This is a genomic window from Pseudomonas serboccidentalis, from assembly GCF_028830055.1.
Taxonomy (GTDB): domain Bacteria; phylum Pseudomonadota; class Gammaproteobacteria; order Pseudomonadales; family Pseudomonadaceae; genus Aquipseudomonas; species Aquipseudomonas serboccidentalis.
Window position 1 is genome coordinate 663173 of record NZ_CP101655.1, and the last position, 20329, is coordinate 683501.

17 protein-coding genes and 1 pseudogene are annotated in these 20329 nt (G+C 60.6%); 8 read left to right on the top strand and 10 right to left on the bottom strand.

The genetic code is table 11. The features are described from left to right. Nucleotides 1–335 precede the first annotated feature (335 nt). The 3 genes from emhC to emhA are packed head-to-tail and all read right to left on the bottom strand — an operon-like array spanning nt 336 to nt 6118. Entirely contained in the window at nt 336–1796 is a 1461-nt protein-coding gene (emhC, locus tag NN484_RS02960) for an efflux RND transporter outer membrane subunit EmhC (RefSeq protein ID WP_127649683.1), read from the bottom strand. Further along, the gene (gene emhB, locus NN484_RS02965) at nt 1793–4957 is read right to left on the bottom strand and encodes an efflux RND transporter permease subunit EmhB (RefSeq protein ID WP_127649684.1); all 3165 of its coding nucleotides are present in this window, start codon (nt 4955–4957) and stop codon (nt 1793–1795) included. The genes emhC and emhB overlap by 4 nt, the downstream gene beginning before the upstream one ends. A gap of 3 nt (nt 4958–4960) precedes the next feature. After that, nucleotides 4961–6118 carry an efflux RND transporter periplasmic adaptor subunit EmhA gene (gene emhA, locus NN484_RS02970; protein ID WP_215501514.1) on the bottom strand — a complete coding sequence of 386 codons (1158 nt, stop codon included), beginning with the start codon at nt 6116–6118 and terminating at the stop codon, nt 4961–4963. A 267-nt stretch (nt 6119–6385) separates the two neighbouring features. Here emhA and emhR point away from each other — a divergent pair, with 267 nt between their 5' ends. Then, nucleotides 6386–7018: an efflux system transcriptional repressor EmhR gene (gene emhR / locus NN484_RS02975; RefSeq protein ID WP_127649686.1), complete on the top strand. Its 633-nt coding sequence runs from the start codon at nt 6386–6388 to the stop codon at nt 7016–7018. Nucleotides 7019–7325: 307 nt separating this feature from the next. Continuing rightward, nucleotides 7326–7798, top strand: a pseudogene (locus tag NN484_RS02980) (DMT family transporter); the annotation flags it as partial. A gap of 7 nt (nt 7799–7805) precedes the next feature. Here the strand turns inward: NN484_RS02980 and NN484_RS02985 are convergent. From NN484_RS02985 to NN484_RS03000, 4 genes are all read right to left on the bottom strand, one after another. Further along, complete coding sequence (locus NN484_RS02985) at nt 7806–8255, bottom strand: hypothetical protein (RefSeq protein WP_215501515.1); 450 nt, start codon at nt 8253–8255, stop codon at nt 7806–7808. Between the two features lie 158 nt (nt 8256–8413). After that, the gene (locus NN484_RS02990) at nt 8414–9463 is read right to left on the bottom strand and encodes an alkene reductase (RefSeq protein WP_215501516.1); all 1050 of its coding nucleotides are present in this window, start codon (nt 9461–9463) and stop codon (nt 8414–8416) included. A 28-nt stretch (nt 9464–9491) separates the two neighbouring features. After that, nucleotides 9492–10658 (bottom strand): MFS transporter, encoded by a 1167-nt coding sequence (locus tag NN484_RS02995; RefSeq protein ID WP_127649688.1) that lies wholly within the window; start codon nt 10656–10658, stop codon nt 9492–9494. Between the two features lie 5 nt (nt 10659–10663). Next, nucleotides 10664–10984: an ArsR/SmtB family transcription factor gene (locus tag NN484_RS03000; RefSeq protein WP_025110729.1), complete on the bottom strand. Its 321-nt coding sequence runs from the start codon at nt 10982–10984 to the stop codon at nt 10664–10666. Nucleotides 10985–11153: 169 nt separating this feature from the next. Here NN484_RS03000 and NN484_RS03005 point away from each other — a divergent pair, with 169 nt between their 5' ends. Then, nucleotides 11154–11726 (top strand): acyl carrier protein phosphodiesterase, encoded by a 573-nt coding sequence (locus NN484_RS03005; RefSeq protein WP_215501518.1) that lies wholly within the window; start codon nt 11154–11156, stop codon nt 11724–11726. A gap of 82 nt (nt 11727–11808) precedes the next feature. Here NN484_RS03005 and NN484_RS03010 read toward each other — a convergent pair whose 3' ends face one another. Both NN484_RS03010 and olsB read right to left on the bottom strand, forming a co-directional pair. Then, nucleotides 11809–12603 (bottom strand): lysophospholipid acyltransferase family protein, encoded by a 795-nt coding sequence (locus NN484_RS03010; RefSeq protein ID WP_215501519.1) that lies wholly within the window; start codon nt 12601–12603, stop codon nt 11809–11811. Then, entirely contained in the window at nt 12603–13358 is a 756-nt protein-coding gene (gene olsB / locus NN484_RS03015; RefSeq protein ID WP_127649691.1) for an L-ornithine N(alpha)-acyltransferase, read from the bottom strand. The genes NN484_RS03010 and olsB overlap by 1 nt, the downstream gene beginning before the upstream one ends. Nucleotides 13359–13511: 153 nt before the next feature. Here olsB and NN484_RS03020 point away from each other — a divergent pair, with 153 nt between their 5' ends. The 5 genes from NN484_RS03020 to NN484_RS03040 all read left to right on the top strand — a co-directional run bounded on the left by NN484_RS03020 (nt 13512) and on the right by NN484_RS03040 (nt 17814). After that, nucleotides 13512–14393, top strand: a complete 882-nt coding sequence (locus NN484_RS03020) for an acyl-CoA dehydrogenase family protein (protein ID WP_274658552.1) — start codon at nt 13512–13514, stop codon at nt 14391–14393. Between the two features lie 137 nt (nt 14394–14530). Then, nucleotides 14531–15610 (top strand): serine hydrolase domain-containing protein, encoded by a 1080-nt coding sequence (locus NN484_RS03025; protein WP_274658553.1) that lies wholly within the window; start codon nt 14531–14533, stop codon nt 15608–15610. Next, nucleotides 15607–15912: an amidase gene (locus NN484_RS03030; protein WP_215501522.1), complete on the top strand. Its 306-nt coding sequence runs from the start codon at nt 15607–15609 to the stop codon at nt 15910–15912. Before NN484_RS03025 ends, NN484_RS03030 begins: the two co-directional genes overlap by 4 nt. 152 nt (nt 15913–16064) lie before the next feature. After that, nucleotides 16065–16655: a YceI family protein gene (locus NN484_RS03035; RefSeq protein WP_127649695.1), complete on the top strand. Its 591-nt coding sequence runs from the start codon at nt 16065–16067 to the stop codon at nt 16653–16655. Between the two features lies 1 nt (nt 16656). Continuing rightward, nucleotides 16657–17814, top strand: coding sequence for a phospholipase D-like domain-containing protein (locus NN484_RS03040; RefSeq protein ID WP_127649696.1), 1158 nt, complete (start codon nt 16657–16659; stop codon nt 17812–17814). Between the two features lie 103 nt (nt 17815–17917). Here NN484_RS03040 and bglX read toward each other — a convergent pair whose 3' ends face one another. Continuing rightward, the gene (bglX, locus tag NN484_RS03045) at nt 17918–20209 is read right to left on the bottom strand and encodes a beta-glucosidase BglX (protein WP_274658554.1); all 2292 of its coding nucleotides are present in this window, start codon (nt 20207–20209) and stop codon (nt 17918–17920) included. Between the last annotated feature and the right edge of the window lie 120 nt (nt 20210–20329).

Sequence of the window (20329 nt, forward strand, 5' to 3'; positions counted from 1 at the left end):
GGGTTCGCTGCCGCCGCTTTCGGGGCGCAGACAGGTGTTGAAATTCAGGGAATGAAGCGGTGGCGATCAGCCGGACGGGGCAAGGCGCAGGGGCATAGTGTCGAACCTGTTGTTATTGGTTTTGTGGATCGAATGGTGCGGGGCGCGGTGGGCGGGATTCAATCGGGGAAAGCGGGTTTTGGGCGATTATCGAACAGCAAAAGATCGCAGCCTTCGGCAGCTCCTACATTGGGATGCGTTCCCTGTAGGAGCTGCCGAAGGCTGCGATCTTTTGATTCAATGCCTGAAAACAAAAAGCCCACCAATGAGGTGGGCTTGATGTGTTCACCGGACGATCAGAACAGCTTCATCTTCGGTGCTTCTTCTTTCAGCGGTTCGTTCTGCGCGGTCTGCGCATTCCAGCCACCACCCAATGCCTTGTACAGGTTGACCGCACTGGTCAGTTGCGCGAGGCGGTCGGTGATCAGTGCCTGTTGCGCGCTGAACAGCTGACGCTGGGCATCGAGGAAGGTCAGGTTGCTGTCGACACCGATGCGGTAACGACGCTCGGCCAGGCGGTAGTAATCCTGGTTGGCCTGCACGAAGTCACGCTGCGCTTGCAGCTGTTCGGTATAGGTCTGGCGCGCGGCCAGGCCGTCGGCAACTTCCTGGAAGCCGGTCTGAATCGCCTTCTCGTAGTTCGCCACGCCAATGTCCTTCTGGATCTTGGAGTAGTCGAGGCTGGCGCGCAGGCTGCCGGCGTTGAAGATCGGCAGGTTGATCTGCGGCTGGAACAGCCACGTCCCCGAACCACCCTTGAACAGGCCGGACAGGTCCGGGCTCAGGCTGCCCGCGTTGGCGGTCAGGCTGATGCTCGGGAAGAACGCTGCACGGGCGGCACCGATGTTGGCGTTGGCGGCCTTCAGGTTGTACTCGGCCTGCAGGATGTCCGGACGACGTTGTAGCAGATCCGACGGCAGACCGGCCGGTACGTCGCTGAGCAGGTCATCCGACAGCGGTCTGGCCGCTTGCAGGTTGGCCGGGATGCCGGTGCCGAGCAGCAGGGTCAGGCTGTTTTCGTCCTGAGCCACCTGACGGGTGTACTTGGCCAGTTGCGCCCGGGCGTTTTCCACCGAGGTGCGCGACTGCGCCAGGTCCAGCGCCGAGGCCACACCGACTTCGTTGCTGCGGCTGGTCAGCTTGTAGCTTTCTTCGAAGGCACCGAGGGTGTCTTGCGTCAGCTTGAGCAGTTCCTTGTCGGCCTGCCAGGTCAGGTAGGCGTTAGCCACGCTGGCCACCAGGCTGATCTGGGTGCTGCGCCGCGCTTCTTCGGTGGCGAAGTATTGTTGCAGCGCTTGTTCGCTCAGGCTGCGAACCCGACCGAACAGGTCGAGTTCGTAGGCGCTGATGCCGACGGTGGCGGAGTAGGAGCTGGTGATGCTCGATTCACCGGTCTGCGACGCACGGGCCGGAACCCGCTGACGGCTGCCGCTGGCGTTGGCCGATACCGCCGGGAACAGATCGGCACGCTGGATGCGGTATTGAGCCGCGTAAGCGTCGATGTTCAGCGCCGCGACACGCAGGTCGCGGTTGTTTTCCAGGGACACCTGGATCAGCTGTTGCAGCGCCGGGTCATGGAAAAACTGCTTCCAGCCTTGCTCGGCAGCGGCCTGCGCCGGGGCCTGGGCCGGCGAGTACGCTGGGCCCTGCGGGTATTGGCCCGCGACCGGTGCTTCAGGCTGCTGATAATCGGGTATCAGCGAGCAACCGCTCAGCACGAAGGCAGCGACTGCGATGGAGAGTAGCGACTTGCTCATTGGCCAGCCTCTTTAGGAGTTTCAGTCGTCTCGTCCTGGTCGGCGATTTTACGCTGGCCCATGGACGAAACCGTGACGAAGAACAGTGGGACCCAGAAGATCGCCAGGATCGTAGCCGTGAGCATACCGCCAATTACGCCGGTACCGATCGCGTGCTGACTGCCTGAACCGGCGCCGGTGGAGATCGCCAACGGTACTACACCGAGGACGAACGCCAGCGAGGTCATGATGATCGGTCGCAGACGCATGCGACACGCTTCGATCGCGGCATCGCGCAGACTGCGCCCTTGCTCGTGCAGCTCCTTGGCGAACTCGACGATCAGAATGGCGTTTTTAGCCGCAAGACCGATGGTCGTCAACAGACCTACCTGGAAGTACACGTCGTTGGACAGACCGCGCAGGCTGGTGGCCATCAATGCACCGATGATCCCCAGTGGCACCACGAGCATGACCGCGATCGGAATCGACCAGCTTTCATACAGCGCCGCCAGACACAGGAACACCATCAGCAGCGACAGGGCATACAGCGCCGGCGCTTGCGAGCCCGACAGACGTTCCTCGTAGGACAGACCGGTCCAGGAAATACCGACACCCGCCGGCAGCTTCTTGGCAATCGCTTCGACTTCGGCCATCGCTTCACCGGTGGAGTAACCCGGCGCCGGAGCACCCAATACCTCGACCGCTTCCACACCGTTGTAGCGCGCCAGTTTCGGCGAGCCGTAAATCCACTCGCCCTTGGCGAATGCGGAGAACGGAACCATGGTGCCTTGGGCGTTACGCACGTACCACTTCTTCAGGTCTTCCGGGCTCATGCGCGAATCCGGCTGGCCTTGCACGTACACCTTCTTCACCCGACCACGGTCGATGAAGTCGTTGACGTAGCTACTGCCCAAGGCAATCGACAGGGTGTTGTTGATGTCGCTGATGGTAATGCCCAGGGCACTGGCCTTCTCGTCATCGATTTCCAGCTGGAACTGTGGCTCATCGTTCAGCCCGTTGGGACGCACTTGCGTCAGGACTTTGCTCTGAGCGGCCATGCCGAGGAACTGGTTGCGAGCTTGCATCAGTTTTTCGTGGCCGATACCGGCACGGTCCTGCAGGAACACGTCGAAACCGGTGGCGTTACCCAGCTCCAGTACCGCTGGCGGGGCAAAGGCGAACACCATGGCATCACGGAAGCTGAAGAAGTGCTGCTGGGCACGGGCCGCCAGGTTGAACACGCTGTTGTCAGCGTTACGTTCGTCCCACGGCTTGAGCATGATGAACGCCATACCCGAACTCTGACCACGGCCGGCGAAGTTGAAGCCGGTGACGGTGAACACCGAGGCCACCGCATCCGCCTCACCGCCGTCCTTGTTCGGACGCAGCAGGTATTCACGCATTTCATCCACGACCACTTGAGTACGCTGGGCACTGGAGCCGGCCGGGGTCTGTACCTGAGCGAACAGTACGCCTTGGTCTTCTTCCGGCAGGAACGCGGTCGGAATGCGGGTGAACAGCCAGATCATGCCGACGACGATCAGCAGGTAGGCCAGCAGGTAGGGTGCTTTGCGCGACAGCATGTTGCCGACGCCGCGCTCATAACTCTGCACACCACGGTCGAAATTGCGGTTGAACCAGCCGAAGAAGCCTTTTTTCGGCGTGCCGTGCTCGCCTTTCGGAATCGGCTTGAGCATGGTGGCGCACAGCGCCGGGGTGAAGATCAAGGCGACCATTACCGACAAGGCCATGGCCGAGACGATGGTGATCGAGAACTGCTTGTAGATCACCCCGGTGGAGCCGCTGAAGAACGCCATCGGCAGCAATACCGCGGAGAGTACGAGGGCGATACCCACCAGCGCACCCTGGATCTGGCCCATGGACTTTTTGGTCGCCTCCTTCGGTGACAAGCCTTCTTCGCTCATCACCCGCTCGACGTTTTCTACCACGACGATGGCGTCGTCCACCAGCAAGCCGATGGCCAGCACCATGCCGAACATGGTCAGCGTGTTAATGCTGAAACCGGCGGCGGCGAGGATGCCGAACGTACCCAGCAATACCACCGGTACGGTCATGGTGGTGATGACGGTGGCGCGGAAGTTTTGCAGGAACAGGAACATCACCAGGAACACCAGCGCGATCGCTTCGACCAGGGTGTGAACCACACCTTTGATCGACTCGGTCACCACCGGAGTGGTGTCGTACGGGAATACGACTTCCATGCCTTGCGGGAAGAACGGCTTGAGGTCATCAATCGTCTTGCGCAGAGCCTTGGCGGTGTCGAGGGCGTTGGCACCGTTGGCCAGTTTCACTGCCAGACCGGAAGCCGGGCTGCCGTTGAACTGGGCGCTGATGGCGTAGTTTTCGCCACCGAGGCCAACGTCGGCGACGTCTTTGAGGCGAACCTGCGAGCCGTCCTTGTTGACCTTGAGCAGGATTTCCTTGAACTGTTCGGCTGTCTGCAGACGGGTCTTGCCGATGATCGTGGCGTTCAGTTGCTGGCCCTGTACCGCAGGCAAACCACCGAGCTGACCGGACGAGACCTGGACGTTCTGCGCCGCAATGGCGGTTTTCACGTCGACCGGGGTCAGGTTGAAGTTGTTCAACTTGGCCGGGTCGAGCCAGATGCGCATCGCGTACTGGGCACCGAAGACCTGGAAGTCACCGACACCGGCGGTCCGCGAGATCGGGTCCTGCATGTTCGACACGATGTAGTTGGACAAGTCGTCCTTGGACATGCTGCCGTCACGCGACACCACGCCGATCACCAAGAGGAAGTTCTTCACTGCCTTGGTCACGCGGATACCCTGTTGCTGCACTTCCTGCGGCAACAGCGGGGTGGCCAGGTTCAGCTTGTTCTGAACCTGAACCTGCGCGGTGTCGGAGTTGGTGCCTTGCTCGAAGGTCGCGGTGATGGTCATGCTGCCGTCGGAGTTACTTTCCGACGATACATAACGCAGGTTGTCGATACCGTTGAGCTGCTGCTCGATCACCTGGACCACGGTGTCCTGAACCGTTTGTGCCGAAGCACCCGGGTAGGTCACGGAGATCGCAATGGCCGGTGGCGCAATGCTCGGGTACTGGTTGATCGGCAATTTCAGGATCGATAGTGCCCCGACCAACATGATCACCAGGGCAATTACCCAGGCGAAAATCGGACGGTCGATGAAGAATTTTGACATGGGTTACTCCCCTTTGCCGCCGGCGGCTTTGTCAGCTGCCTGTGCGGGGGCCGGGTTCTTTGCGCCGACGTTGGTCGCCTCGCTTGGCTTGACTTCGATGCCCGGTTTGACGAATTGCAGACCTTCGGTGATCAGTCGGTCGCCGGCCTTCAGGCCGTCTTCGATCAGCCACTGGCTGCCGACGGTGCGGCTGGCCTTGAGCTGACGCAACTCGACCTTGTTGTCCGGGCCAACGACCAGCGCGGTCGGCGTGCCTTTGAGGTCACGGGTCACGCCTTGTTGCGGGGCGAGGATCGCCGCGCTGTTCACACCCGCCTGCAACTGGGCGTGGACGAACATACCTGGCAGCAGCGTGTGATCGGGGTTCGGGAATACCGCGCGCAGGGTCACGGAGCCGGTGGTCTGATCAACCGACACTTCGGAGAATTCCAGCTTGCCGTCAAGCTTGTACTGGCTGCCGTCTTCAAGGGTCAGCTTGACCGCTGCCGCATTGTCGCCGGCCTTTTGCAGACGACCGCTTTCCAGTTCGCGACGCAGTTCCAGCAATTCGACCGAAGACTGGGTCACGTCGACATAGATCGGGTCCAGTTGCTGGATCACCGCCATGGCGTCGGCCTGGCCATTGCTGACCAGTGCGCCTTCGGTCACCGAAGAGCGGCCGATACGGCCGGAGATCGGCGCGTAGACCTTGGTGTAACGCACGTTGATCTGCGCGCTCTGCAGCGATGCTTCCGATTGCAGGCGGTTGGAGACAGCGGTGTCGTATTCCTGACGGCTCACGGCCTGCTCATCGACCAGTTGCTTGTAGCGGTCGGAGATCGACTTGGTCGAACGCAGGCTGGCTTCGGCGCTTTTCAGGGTCGCTTCATAGACCGCCGGATCGATCTGATACAGCTGCTGGCCGGCTTTGACATCGCCGCCTTCCTTGAACAGACGCTTGAGAATGATGCCGTTGACCTGTGGTCGAACTTCAGCGATGCGGTACGCACTGGTGCGGCCCGGCAGTTCGGACGTGAGGGTGAACGCTTGTGGTTGCAGGGTGACGACGCCGACCTGAGGAGGCGGAGCGGCCGGGGCCGCTTCTTCCTTTTTACATCCGCTGAGCAGCGATGCCAGGGCGACGGCAGTGACCAGAGCGGTAACAGCTGGCTTGAATTGCATGAAGATCCTCGGGTCAGGCGCGCAAAATGCGCACAAGAAGTGTGGAAGGGTAAAAAAATCGGGTCGAGTGGATAAGTAGCTTGCTAAGTAATATACTTACGTTCATGGTTGTTTGTAAATACCTTGGCTTCGTACCTACCCTGTTACAAAATGCGTCGCAAGGTTTGAAATTGTAGGCCTGGGAGCCGATTCGTGAGAGATCGGCCCCTTCTTTATTCAGTGGATATTCAGCCATCCCTGAAACATCCTGTTTGAGGTTTTACTGCCATGGTCCGTCGTACCAAAGAGGAAGCTCAGGAAACGCGAAGCCAGATTCTCGAAGCGGCCGAGAAAGCGTTTTATGAAAGGGGCGTGGCCCGCACGACCCTGGCGGATATCGCGACGATGGCCGGCGTCACGCGCGGTGCCATCTATTGGCATTTCAGCAACAAGGCCGATCTGGTACAGGCCATGCTCGACTCTTTGCGTGAGCCACTGGATGAGCTGGCCCGGGCCAGTGAAAGTGAGGATGAGCTGGATCCGCTGGGCTGCATGCGCGAATTGCTGATTCATTTGTTTCATCAAGTTGCGCTGGACCCGAAGACCCGGCGTATCAACGAAATTCTGTTTCATAAGTGCGAGTTCACCGATGAAATGTGCGATCTGCGTCAGCAGCGCCGGGAAGTCAGTCTCGATTGCAACACGCGCATCGCTCTGACCCTGCGTAATGCGGTAAATCGCGGCCAGTTGCCGGAAGATCTCGACACTGCCCGGGCGGCCATCAGCATTCATGCTTATATCGATGGCCTCCTGTATGGATGGCTATTGGCGCCCGACAGCTTCCAACTGCATGCTGAAGCCGAGCGCTGGGTCGATACAGGACTGGATATGCTGCGCCTGAGCCCCAGCCTGCGCAAATGAAACAAAATGCGTAATTGGATCCGCTCGTGTCAAGGCTTGAAGCGAGGGAAATGTCCCTGCGTCGTTCGCCTTTCTGTAATGGGGTGCTTTTATATACGTACGTTTGCCAGGTTGATAGGTAGCGAGCTACGTATTTTGTAGGGGTTTTGTGTCGAGTGTGTGAATGAATGTTAACAACCCGGGCTACGAGGGCGCGAGCAGGCGATAAGTGTGTCGCGCTGATCTTCCTGGTGATTTTCGTGCCGCGCACTGGTTTTTAAGCGGTGGAACGCACCAACCGGCCCGGTTTGCAATTTCTGCGTGCCCTGTGCGGCCCGGCGGTGCGCTGTTCACCTCGGCGATCTTGTTGCCATTGTGCTCGGCATTATGGTTTGGCTTCTATCAATTGCTCTCCCGCCTGCTCAGCGGGATCGACAGCCCGACCACCAGCAACTTTCTCACCGGCATTCTCAACAGCCTGATCATGACTGCACGGGTGCCGTTCTTCTGGAGCACGCCGACGCTGTTGCATGGCCTGTTCATGATTGGCCTGGGCACTGCGACCTGCTCGGTCACCTGTCGCTGACCCAGGCTTTCCGCCATGCGGCACTGGCAATGCTGGCACCCTTCCGTTACGGGCAGATTCTGTTTGCCGGGATATACGGGTATTTGATTTTCGACCATACCCCGGACAGCTTTGGCGTGATCGGTGTCGCGGTGATTGGCCTCAGCGGTCTTACGGTCGCTTGGGATCAAGCAAGCGTCGTGGTTGATCCGACTGACTTCAGAACCTGCGGATAACCCTTCATCAGGCCGACGGCGTCATAAAAGCGATCATCTTATAGCTGTAAGGGTAAACCGGGTTTTCATTTTCCAGGGCCGCGCCGCAGGTGACGGGTTCGGCGCCAATAGAGAAAGCATTGGTTTCCCAGAAGAGTTCGACTGTTGGAATTCGGTGTCCCGCGATTTGTCTGTGACAATAACTGAGCGTGGTGTCGAACTGTACTTTTTGTTTGTAGTTGGTGTAGCAGATGTAAGTGGTGAATACCTCTTTTTTGATATCGTAATCAATATCGATGTCCTGCTTCAGATGAGGATCTCCTTCAAACACCATAAAGACGGTCTGGTAAGGGAGGATCTTGTCGATACGAGTCACGGGTGGGTGCGTTGGAGACGAATCGTCAAGCCAGAAAGTAGAATCCGTGGCATTGGTGATTTGCAGGATAAATGTAAGTTTGTTTGGGTCTATATCATTCATGTTTATATGTCGTTATTTAATTAAGTTGGTTGATTGGCAACTAATTGGTTGCTGAATCAAGCTTAGGTTTATATTGTTTGTGTGGCGACTTTTTAAATGTATGAAAATAAAAAAGCCCTGGCTCTTTCGAGGCAGGGCTTCTTGTTTGTTGATGTTGTTTACAGCGCTGGATAATCGATATAGCCGATCGGGCCTTTGCCGTAGAACAGCTCAGGGCGCGGATCGTTCAGCGGGGCATCGGCTTTCAGGCGTGCAGGCAGGTCCGGGTTGGCAATGAACGGTACGCCGAACGCTACAGCGTCAGCCTTGCCTTCAGCCAGCCACGTATTGGCGCTGTCCTTGGTGAAGCGTTCGTTGGCGATGTACGCGCCGCCGAAGGCTTCTTTGAGTTGTGGGCCGAGGCTGTCGGCGCCTTCTTTCTCGCGGGAGCAGATGAAGGCGATGCCACGCTTGCCCAGTTCGCGAGCGACATAGGTGAAGGTCTCGGCGAGGTTGTCGTCGCCCATGTCGTGGGAGTCGGCGCGGGGGGCCAGGTGCACGCCGACACGGCCGGCGCCCCAGACGTCGATCGCGGCGTCAGTCACTTCCAGCAGCAGACGCGCGCGGTTTTCCAGAGAGCCACCGTAGTTGTCGGTGCGCTGGTTGGTGCTGCTTTGCAGGAACTGGTCGAGCAGGTAGCCGTTGGCGCCGTGGATTTCCACGCCGTCGAAACCGGCGGCCTTGGCGTTCTCGGCGCCGGTGCGGTAGGCGTCGACGATTTCGGCGATTTCAGCGGTTTCCAGAGCGCGCGGGGTCGGGTAGTCGGCCAGTGGGCGAACCAGGCTGACGTGACCTTTAGGCTGGATCGCGCTCGGGGCGACCGGTGTTTCACCGTTGAGGTACGAGGGGTGCGAGATCCGGCCGACGTGCCACAGTTGCAGGACGATCTTGCCGCCGGCAGCGTGTACGGCCTTGGTCACGTTGGTCCAGCCGCGGACCTGGTCGTTGGACCAGATGCCCGGGGTGTCAGGGTAACCGACGCCCAGCGGGGTCACCGACGTGGCTTCGCTGAGAATCAGGCCGGCGGAGGCACGTTGCACGTAGTACTCGGCCATCAGCGCGTTCGGCACGCGGCCTTCGTCGGCGCGGCAGCGGGTCAGCGGGGCCATGATGATGCGGTTGGACAGCTCGAGGTCGCCCAGTTTGATCGGATCGAAAATAGTTGCCATGTGTACAACCCTCGTCAGTGAAAGTTAATCAGTTAGTTGCCGGGGCCAGATCGGCATTGCCGTTCTGACGGAAAGTGATCAGGGTCACCAGCAGGGCGAGCACCGCCAGAGCGGCGGCGGCCAGCGGCACGCGGGTCAGACCGTATCCGTGGGCGATGACGCTGCCGCCGACCCAGGCGCCGAGGGCGTTACCGACGTTGAACGCGCCGATGTTCAGGGTCGAAACCAGGTTCGGTGCCGCTTTGCCGAAGGTCACCACATTGACTTGCAGCGCCGGTACGGCGGCGAAACACGCAGTGGCCCAGAGGAACAGGGTGATTTCAGTCGGGATCAGCGCAACGCTGGTCCAGGTCAACACGGTGGAGACCACGGCCATGGCGATGAATACGCCGATCAGCGTGGCGGCCATGCCTTTGTCGGCGAGTTTGCCGCCGATGATGTTGCCGACGGTCAGGCCCAGGCCGATCAGCATCAGCGTCCAGGTCACACCACGCGGCGACACACCGGTGACTTCGCCGAGCAGGGGGGCGACGTAGGTGAACAGGGTGAATACGGAAGCGGCGAACAGCGCGGTCATGCTCAGCGACAGCCAGATACCGGCGCCTTTGAGGGCCGCGAGTTCGGCGCGCATGTCGAGTTTTTCCTCGTCACGCTTGGCCGGAAGAAAGCGGATCAGGCCAATCAGCGCGATCACACCGATCACGGTCACGGCCCAGAAGGTCGAACGCCAGCCAGCTTCCTGACCCAGCGCCGTACCCAGTGGCACGCCGAGCACGTTGGCCAGGGTCAGGCCGGTGAACATCAGCGCCACGGCCGAGGCCCGTTTGTTCGGCGCTACCAGCCCGGCGGCTACGACAGAACCGATACCGAAGAACGCACCGTGGCACAGCGCGGTGACGACACGGGCAAACATCAGCACGTTGTAGTCACTGGCGATGGCGCACAGCAGGTTACCGACGATGAAAATTCCCATCAGCGCTACCAGTGCCGCCTTGCGTGGCAGTCTGGCGGTGGCCAGTGCCATGAACGGTGCACCGATGGCCACGCCCAGGGCGTAACCGGTCACCAGCCAGCCGGCGCCCGGGATCGACACACCGAGGTCGGCCGCCACATCGGGCAGCAGGCCCATGATGACGAACTCGGTGGTGCCGATGGCGAAGGCGCTCAAGGCCAGGATGAGTAGCGAGAGGGGCATTTGAATCAATTCCTTGTGGGAGCGCTGAGCTCTTTGACGATGGCGTCGAGGAACGCCTGGATCACGTCCTCGTTGCGTTTGAAGAAGTGCCACTGGCCGGCTTTCTGGCTGCTGATCAGGCCTGCGCGTTGCAGGGTCGCCAGGTGGGCGGAGACGGTCGACTGCGACAGGCCGCAGCGTTGATCGATCTGCCCGGCGCAGATGCCGTACTCGTGGTTGTGCAACTGTTCCGGAAACTCGGCTTTGGGGTCTTTCAGCCAGATGAGGATGTCTCGCCGTACTGGGTGTGCCAGGGCTTTTATTATTTCGTCGAGGTCGAGGTTCATGGCTTTGTGCTCGTGATGTGTAGCGCTATATCGCGATGAAGCGAACTTTAAATCGGTATTTCGCGATATACCAATATGAATTTGATCTGACGACCGCATAAATCGGTATATCGGGTTATAACGATACGTGTGGTGTAACGATGAAAGCGCGCAGTGCTAAGCTGCGCCCATGAACTATCTCGCACATTTACACCTCGGAGGCCAGCGCCCCGAGCAATTACTCGGCAGTCTGTATGGCGATTTCGTCAAAGGACGGCTGCAGGGGCAGTTTGCTCCGCAGATTGAAGCGGCGATTCACTTGCACCGCCGAATTGATGTGTTCACCGATCGCCATCCTTTGGTGGACACGGCGCTCGGGCGCTTTTCGCAGACGCGTCGGCGCTACGCCGGGATCGTCCTCGATGTGTTTTTCGACCATTGCCTGGCGCGCGACTGGACGCTGTACGCCGATCAGCCGCTGGAGCAGTTCACCACCGACGTTTACCGCGTGCTGTCGAGTGAAAGGCAACTGCCCGAACGCCTGGCGATGATCGCGCCGCACATGGTCGCCAATGACTGGCTGGGTTCATATCAGGAGTTCGAAGTGCTGGAGCAGGTGTTGCGCGGGATCTCCCGGCGCCTGACCCGGCCTGAGGAACTGGCGGGGGCGATGCAGGAGTTGCGGCGCTTGTATGAGCCGCTGAGTGAGGATTTCCGCTTGTTCTACCCGCAACTGCAGGACTTTGCGGCTTCACAGGGATAGGCAAGATCAAAAGATCGCAGCCTTCGGCAGCTCCTACAGGGGATCAGTGTAGGAGCTGCCGAAGGCTGCGATCTTTTGCTTTTCAGGCAGCGATCAGTTCGCCGGCACGCCGTGGCTCGGCCGGTTTGGCGATATCACCAAACAACGCCTTCTGCACCGCCTGCTGCGCTTCGAACGCCAGTGCCGCACGCTCGCGACCCTGACAGGCGATTGGCTTGAGCAGATGCACTTCGACATCGCCGCAATCATTGCTGAACAGGCGCATCAGGTGCGACAGCAAGTCATCATCACCAATGAACGGCGCCAGCGTGTCGATTTCGCCATCACGCAGGTAACGGATCGCCACCGGTTGCAGCATCACCTCGGAATCGATTGCCGCCGACAGCAGGCGACCATGAAAGGTGCGCAGCGAGCGGCCATCGGTGGTGGTGCCTTCCGGGAACATCAGCAGCGGATGTCGGGTTTGCAAATGGCGGGTCATCTGTTTGCGGATCAACTGGCTGTCGCCCGAACCGCGACGGATGAACAGACTGCCAGCCTTGGCTGCCAGCCAACCGGCCACTGGCCAGGTGCGCACTTCGGCCTTGGACAGAAACGACAGCGGTGTGAGCATGCCCAGCAGCGGAATGTCGGTCCATGACACGTGGTTGCTGACCCACAGCATCGGCTGTTTCGGCAGCTCGCCATGCACGGTCACGCGAAAGGGCAGGGCATTGCTCAGGCGCGCCATGAAAAATCGCGACCAGCGCTGACGGCGTTGCATCGAATGCGCCAGGCCCAGACGCTCGAACACACCGAAGACGCTGGCCATGATCAGGCCCAGCGTCACCACCACCAACACCCGCGCGATTCGCGCGTACACGCGAAACCGGCTCATCACACGGCCGCCTTGAAGTGCTTGGCGTAGCGCGGGCAGAGTTCGTCGCGCTTGAGCAGGATGAACACGTCGGCGACCTGGAAGTCCTCGTCCCAGCACGGCTCGCCGCAGATCTTCGCGCCCAGGCGCATGTAAGCCTTGAGCAGCGGCGGCATTTCGGCGATCACGTTGGATGGAATATCCAGCGATGGCAGCGGATTCTTCGGTTCGGCGCGCAAGTGTTCGGTGCACAGGTAGCGTTCACGCAAGCGCTGCATGATCGCGTGGGCCTGCACGCCGCCGTCCTGCATCGGAATGCTCGCGCAACCCATCAGGTAGCTGTAGCCGCCCTGATTGAGCACTTCAGCCAATTCACCCCAGAGCACCGCAATAGTGCCGCCGTTGCGGTAGGCCGGGTCGACGCAGGTGCGGCCGATTTCGAGAATCGGGCCTTTCAGATGTGTCAGGCCATGCAGGCTGAATTCTTCTTCGCTGTAGAACTTGCCCAGGCTGCTGGCGGCGGTGTGATCAAGCAAACGGGTGGTGGCGACCAGACGCCCGGTGTTCAGGTCACGCACGCCGATGTGGCTGCAGTGAACATCATAGTCATCCATGTCCAGACCCAGTTCCGCGCCTTTCAGCTTGGCGTTGAACTCGCCGCTGAACACGTTGAAACGCAAGGCCTGGGCTTGCTGCAGGGCCTCGGCGCCGATCAGGCGTTCGGCTTGCAGGCGGCGTTCATTGCCGGTGTCGCTGATGCGGGCGATCTGAGTCATTTGAATCTCCGTACGGGCCTTGAACCCGTCGTGGGTTGCAGCCGATCGACTTTCTTTATGCAGCCATGTTGTGCAAAGTCAGGCTATGTAGCCCCGGTGTCATCGCCATGAACGTTTGGTGATGCTTGTATGACAGCCCACAAGGAGCCTCTTATGCCCTGGCCCAGCCTGCTCGAAAGCCGTGAACGCCTGCCCGCCGTTGCCGATCTTGCGGAGGGTTTCGCCGCGTTGCTGGATCAACTGGGCAACGTCACGCCGTTTGAACTGGCGGTGGCGGGAGGGCGGCGGATGGCGACACCGGGGCTGGCATTTCTGGTGGGTTATCAGGCGGCATTGCGCATGCTCTGGCCGAGCGCGCCGCCGAGCCTTGGCGCGTTGTGTGCGACCGAGCAGCGCAGCCTGCGCCCGGCGGACATGCAGACGCGCCTGAGCGATTTACGACTCAACGGGCAAAAGGATTTCGTCACGGCGGGGGATGCGGCGGACTGGCTGCTCGTCGCCGCACGCAGTGAAGAACCCGGCGAGGCACCGCGCCTGAGTCTGGCGGTGGTCTACCCCGGCGAGCCCGGCGTGCGGGTGGAAAAACTCCCGGCACTGCCGCTGATGCCGGACATCAGTCACGGTCGGCTGTACCTGGACGGCGCGCTGTGCGAGTTGCTCGCAGGGGACGGTTGGGATGCTTATGTGAAGCCGTTCCGCACCCTGGAAGATGTTTATGTATTGAGCGCGATGACCGCGTGGCTGTATGGCGTCGGTCAGGACAGTGGCTGGTCGCAGGCGCTGCAATTGCGCTTGCTCGCGCTGTTGGCCGGGTGCGCGGAGGCGAGCCGCCAGCCACCGAACAATCCGGCCGGGCATGTGTTGTTGGGTGGGTTGTTTGCGCAGTTTGATGCGCTCAAACCCGAGATCGATCAGGCGTTGGCCGAGAGTAGTCCGGAGTGGGTACAGATGTGGCAGCGTGATCAGGCGGTAATGCAGTTGGCGACCGGTGCGAGGGCCAAGCGCTTGGCCAAAGCCCTGCACATTCCCCTGTAGGAGCTGCCGCAGGCTGCGATCTTTTGATCTTTAAAAGCACAATCAAAAGATCGCAGCCTGCGGCAGCTCCTACAGTGATTGGGAGATTGTCATTTTTCTGGGCCATGATCTTCGCACCCGTCGGTTGAGACTTTTCCATGTGCAAAGGCCTGTCCCTGTTTCTGCTGCTGATCAGCTTCACGGTCCAGGCCGAGCAATGGCCCGGCGAACAATGGCCGAGCGGCGCCAGACTCAGCGGCCCTGCCGTCGAGGCGCTGGAAACCTACGCCTTCCCATCCCGCGATGACCACACCCGCCAAGGCATCCGCACCGACGCCTTGCTGATCATCCGCGACGGCCAGTTGGTCTACGAACGCTACGCCGTCCCGACCCGTGCCGAGACGCCGCACCTGACCTGGTCGATCAGCAAAAGTCTGATGGCCACGGTGCTTGGGGTGGCGTATGGCGAAGGCCTGTTCAAGCTCGAAGATCCGGCCGTGAGGTTTTACCCGACACTGGAAAAACACCCGGCCATAACAATCGCCGATCTGCTGCACTGGGCCTCGGGGCTGGACTGGCAGGAAGACTACGAATACGCGCCGCTGAAGTCGTCGGTGGTGGCGATGCTCTACACCCGTGGGCACCGCGACATGCCTGCGTTCAGCGCCGATCACGATGCCTACGCGCCGCCGGGGCAGGCGTTTCGGTATTCCAGTGGCGACAGCAATCTGCTGGCGGCGGCGCTGAAGAACATGGTTGGCCAGCAACGTTATCCCGACTATCCGTGGACGGCGCTGTTCGAGCCGCTGGGCATTCGTCATGCCGTGTGGGAAACCGATGCCGGCGGCACGTTTGTCGCCTCGTCGTATGCCTACCTCACCGCCCGGGATCTGGCCCGCGTCGGTTTGCTGATGGCTCGCGAGGGGCGCTGGCATGATCGACAGTTGTTGCCCAGGGATTGGGTGGCCTTCAACCGCGAGCCGTTTGCCGGCTACAAGGCGCATCAGGACGAAGCGGTACCCGGCGGCCAGTGGTGGCTCAATCGCCCGGCCGATGGCGCCGCCGCGCCGTGGCCCGACGCGCCGCCCGACACCTTCGCCGCCCTCGGTCACTGGGGCCAGGCGCTGTATGTGATCCCCAGCGAGAAACTGGTGATCGTGCGTTACGCCGATGATCGTGACGGCAGCTACCGCCACACCGAACTGCTCAAGCGCGTGCTCAAGGCGGTGCAGCCATGAAACGGCTCAAGCGGATGTTGCTGCTGGTGTTGATCGTGTTGCTCGGCTGGATCTGGCTCGAGCGGGAAAACCTCTGGGCGTTCCCGGACATCATCAGTGCTTACACGGCGAAGGAATATTGTTCGTGTCGCTACGTGATGAACAACGAGGCCGAGTATTGCCGGAGCTATGTCAAACAGTGGCTGCCCACCAGTGGGTTCAGCGATGACAGCGCGAGCAAAACCATCACCGTCAGCGGCATGGGCCGCAGCAACCGCGCGCAGTGGCTGAGCGAACGGCAAGGCTGCCGTTTACAGCCTTAAAAGATCGCAGCCTGCGGTAGCTCCTACAGAGTGGATGTGTGAACCAGATCCTGTAGGAGCTGCCGCAGGCTGCGATCTTTTGATCTTGATGTTTGCAATAAACCTATGGCCGGTTAAGGTTCGTGCAGGTTTATCGCCCCCACGAGTATTCAATGTTCAACCGCCCCCTCTATAAAGCCTTCGCCAGTCTGCTGCTGGCCGCTGCCGCGTTGCCGGCGCAGGCCAACTGGTATCTGGACGGCGAGTCGTCGCGGCTGTCGTTTGTCAGCACGAAGAATGCCCACATTTGCGAAGTGCAGCGCTTTCTGGTGCTGCACGGCAAGGTCGATCCCGGCGGTCGCGCCGAGGTCGAAGTCGAGCTGGACTCGATCAACAGTGGCATCCCGCTGCGCGACGAGCGCATGCGCAAGGAACTGTTCCAGATCGAGCAGTTCCCGGAAGCGACCATCAGCGCCCAGATCGACCTGCGCCCGATCAACGATCTGGCCCCCGGCGCGCAGCTTGAATTACGTCTGCCGCTGACCGTCAATCTGCACGGCAAACAACACGAGTACCCGGCGGAGTTGCTGGCCACGCGTCTCGATGACCGCCGTTTTCAAGTGGTGACACTGGAGCCGCTGGTGATCAACGCCGAGGATTTCGATCTGGCGCCGGGGCTGGAAACCCTGCGCAACCTGGCCGGGTTGTCGGCCATCAGTCTGTCGGTGCCGGTGGGTGCGGTGCTGATCTTCACGGCGCGCTGACATGCGCGGCGCGGTGTTCCCGTGGCGTGACGGCAACCGTTTCGAACTGTTGATCGACGGCCCGCAATTCTTCCCGCGCATGCTGGTGGAAATTGCCCGCGCTGAAGAGCAGGTCGAACTGGAGTTGTATCTGGTCGAGGCCGGCGCCTGCGCCGAAGCCGTGGTTCAGGCGTTGGTACAGGCCGCCGAGCGCGGTGTGCGGGTGCGCTGCCTGTTCGATGACTACGGCAGCCTCGCGTTTACCCTGCACCTGCGTCAGCGCCTGACAAAGGCCGGGGTCGAATTGCGTTTCTACAATCGCCTGAACTGGCGGCGCTGGGTCGGCAATTTCTATCGCGATCACCGCAAATTGCTGCTGGTCGATCAGCGTCTGGCAGTGGTCGGCGGCACGGGTGTCACCGATGAGTTCTGGACGCCGGGGCAGGACAGCAGCGAATGGCACGAAGTGATGGTGGAAATCACCGGCCCGCTGGTGCTTGACTGGCAAGTGCTGTTCGACCGCCAATGGATCGCCAACCGTCATCGCCGGGCGTGGAAACCTTCGGCGCATGTCGGCCTGCCGCGCCTGCCCAAGGTCCCGGACATGGGCGAGGGCATGGGCCGCGTGGCCTACGCCGATGCGCGCCAGCATCGCGACATTCTGCAATCACTGTTTCGCGCCTTGAACAGCGGGCAGAAACGCATCTGGATGGCCACCCCGTATTTCCTGCCCACCTGGAAAATCCGCCGCTCGCTGCGCAAGGCCGCTGCCCATGGTGTCGACGTGCGGTTATTGCTGACCGGGCCGCGCACCGATCACCCGTCGGTGCGATACGCCGGCCATCGCTACTACCCGCGCCTGCTCAAGGCCGGGGTGCAGATTTTCGAATACCAGCCGTGCTTCCTGCACCTGAAAATGGTCCTGGTGGACGACTGGGTGAGCATCGGTTCGTGCAACTTCGATCACTGGAATCTGCGCTTCAATCTGGAAGCGAATCTGGAGGCACTGGACCCGTCGTTGACGGCAGCGGTGGTGAAGAGTTTCGAGAAAGACTTCGGACTGAGCCAGTTGGTCAGTCTGGAGGAGTGGCAGCGCCGGCCATTGTGGCGGCGGGTGAAGCAGCGGGTTTGGGGCTGGGTGGATCGGTTGGTGGTCAACATTCTCGACCGCCGCGGATAAGGCAGAAGCAAGATCAAAAGATCGCAGCCTGCGGCAGCTCCTACATTGGGATGGTGTATTCCCTGTAGGAGCTGCCGCAGGCTGCGATCTTTTGCTTTAACGGTTACAGCAACTCAAAGCTCTGCTGCGTCACGTCCTGTGAATCCAGGCCGATCTGCACGTTGAACTTGCCAGGCTCCGCTGCGTACTTGAGCTGGGCGTTGTAGAACTTCAGGTCGTCTTCGGTGATGGTGAAGTGCACGACTTTCTGTTCACCGGCCTTGAGCATGACTTTCTGGAAGTTCTTCAGTTCTTTCACGGGGCGGATCATCGAGCCGGTGACGTCCTGAATGTACAACTGCACCACGGTTTCGCCGTCACGTTTGCCGGTGTTTTTCAGCGTGACACTGGCGTCAAGCTTGCCGGTGGCGTTCAGCGTGGTCGACGACAGCGCCATGTCGCTGAGGCTGAAGTTCGTGTAGCTCAGGCCATAACCGAACGGGAACAGCGGGCCGGTGGTGTCATCGAAATACTGCGAGGTGTAGTTGCCCGGTTTGCCCGGCGTGAACGGCCGGCCAATGCTCAGGTGGTTGTAGTAGGTCGGGATCTGGCCCACGGAGCGCGGGAAGGTCACCGGCAGTTTGCCCGACGGGTTGTAGTCGCCGAACAGCACGTCAGCGATGGCGTTGCCGCCCTCGGTGCCGCTGAACCAGGTTTCCAGAATCGCGTCAGCCGACTGGTTCTCTTCGAGAATGGTCAGCGGCCGGCCGTTCATCAGCACCAGCACCAATGGCTTGCCGGTGGCTTTCAGGGCACGGATCAGCGCGCGCTGGTTTTCCGGGATGTTCAGGTCGGTACGGCTGGAGGATTCGTGGGACATGCCACGGGACTCGCCGACGGCGGCGACGATCACGTCGGCGTCCTTGGCGGCTTTCACTGCTTCGTCGATCAGCACGTTGGCCGGGCGCGGGTCATCGACCACTTCCGGCGCATCGAAGTTGAGGAAGTTCAGGTAGTCGAGCACCTTCTTGTCGCTGGTGATGTTGGCGCCACGGGCGTAGATCAGGTTCGACTTGTTGCCGATCACCGAACTCATGCCATCAAACAGGGTGACCGATTGCGCCGGTCTGCCGGCCGCTGCCCAACTGCCCATCATGTCGATCGGCGCCTTGGCCAGCGGACCGACCAGCGCGACTTTCGCGTCTTTCTTCAGCGGCAGGGTATCGTTCTGATTCTTCAGCAGCACCAGGCTGCGACGGGCCACATCGCGGGCCTCGGTGCGGTGCAGACGGCTCTCGGCATAGGTGTCGGCCGGATCATCCTCGGCCTTGCCGATGCGCAGGTACGGGTCCTTGAACAGGCCCATGTCGTATTTGGCGGCGAGCACTTCGCGCACCGCGTTGTCGATGTCTTTCTGTTCGATCTCGCCGGACTTGAGCAGCCCCGGCAGCTCTTTGCCGTACAGGGTGTCGTTCATGCTCATGTCGATACCGGCCTTGATCGCCAGCTTCGCTGCTTCGCGACCGTCGCGGGCGACACCGTGCTTGATCAGTTCGAAGATCGCGCCGTGATCGCTGACGGCCAGACCTTTGAAGCCCCAGTCCTTGCGCAGCAGATCGTTCATCAGCCAGGTGTTGGCCGTGGCCGGAATACCATTGATCGAGTTCAGCGCGACCATCACCCCGCCCGCGCCGGCATCGATCGCGGCGCGGTACGGCGGCAGGTAGTCCTGGTACATCTTCACCGGGCTCATGTCGACGGTGTTGTAGTCGCGACCGCCCTCGACCGCGCCATACAGGGCGAAGTGCTTGACGCTGGCCATGATGCTGTCGGCCGCGCTCGGGGTCTCGCCCTGATAGGCCTTGACCATCACTTTGGCAATGCGTGAAGTCAGGTAGGTGTCTTCACCGAAACCTTCGGAGCTGCGGCCCCAGCGCGGGTCGCGGGAGATGTCGACCATTGGCGCGAAGGTGATGTCGAGGCTGTCGGCGGCAGCCTCTTTGGCGGCGATGCGCCCGGACTGGCCGATGGCGTCCATGTCCCAACTCGACGCCAGAGCCAGCGGAATCGGGAAAATCGTACGGTGACCGTGGATCACGTCGTACGCAAAAAACATCGGAATCTTCAGGCGGCTGCGCATCGCCGCGTCCTGCATCGGACGGTTTTCCGGGCGGGTGATCGAGTTGAACGTACCGCCGATGTTGCCGGCGGCGATCTCTTTGCGGATCAACTCGCGAGGCATTTCCGGGCCGATGCTGATCAGGCGCAACTGGCCGATCTTCTCGTCGAGGGTCATTTGCTTCATCAGATTGCTGATGAACGCGTCCTTGTTTTCCAGGGGTACCGGGGTCGTGGCGGCCAATACTTGATGACTGGCCAGGCTGACGAACAGACCCAGCAAACACAGCTTCTTCATGAATATTTTTCTCAAGGGCCCAAACGGCAATGCAATGCCGGCCAGCCAAAAGTTAGGGAGCGACTATTGTTGTTCGGGTGCAGGCTCAAAATGACCGAGCCAAAAACGCCCGCCGACCGT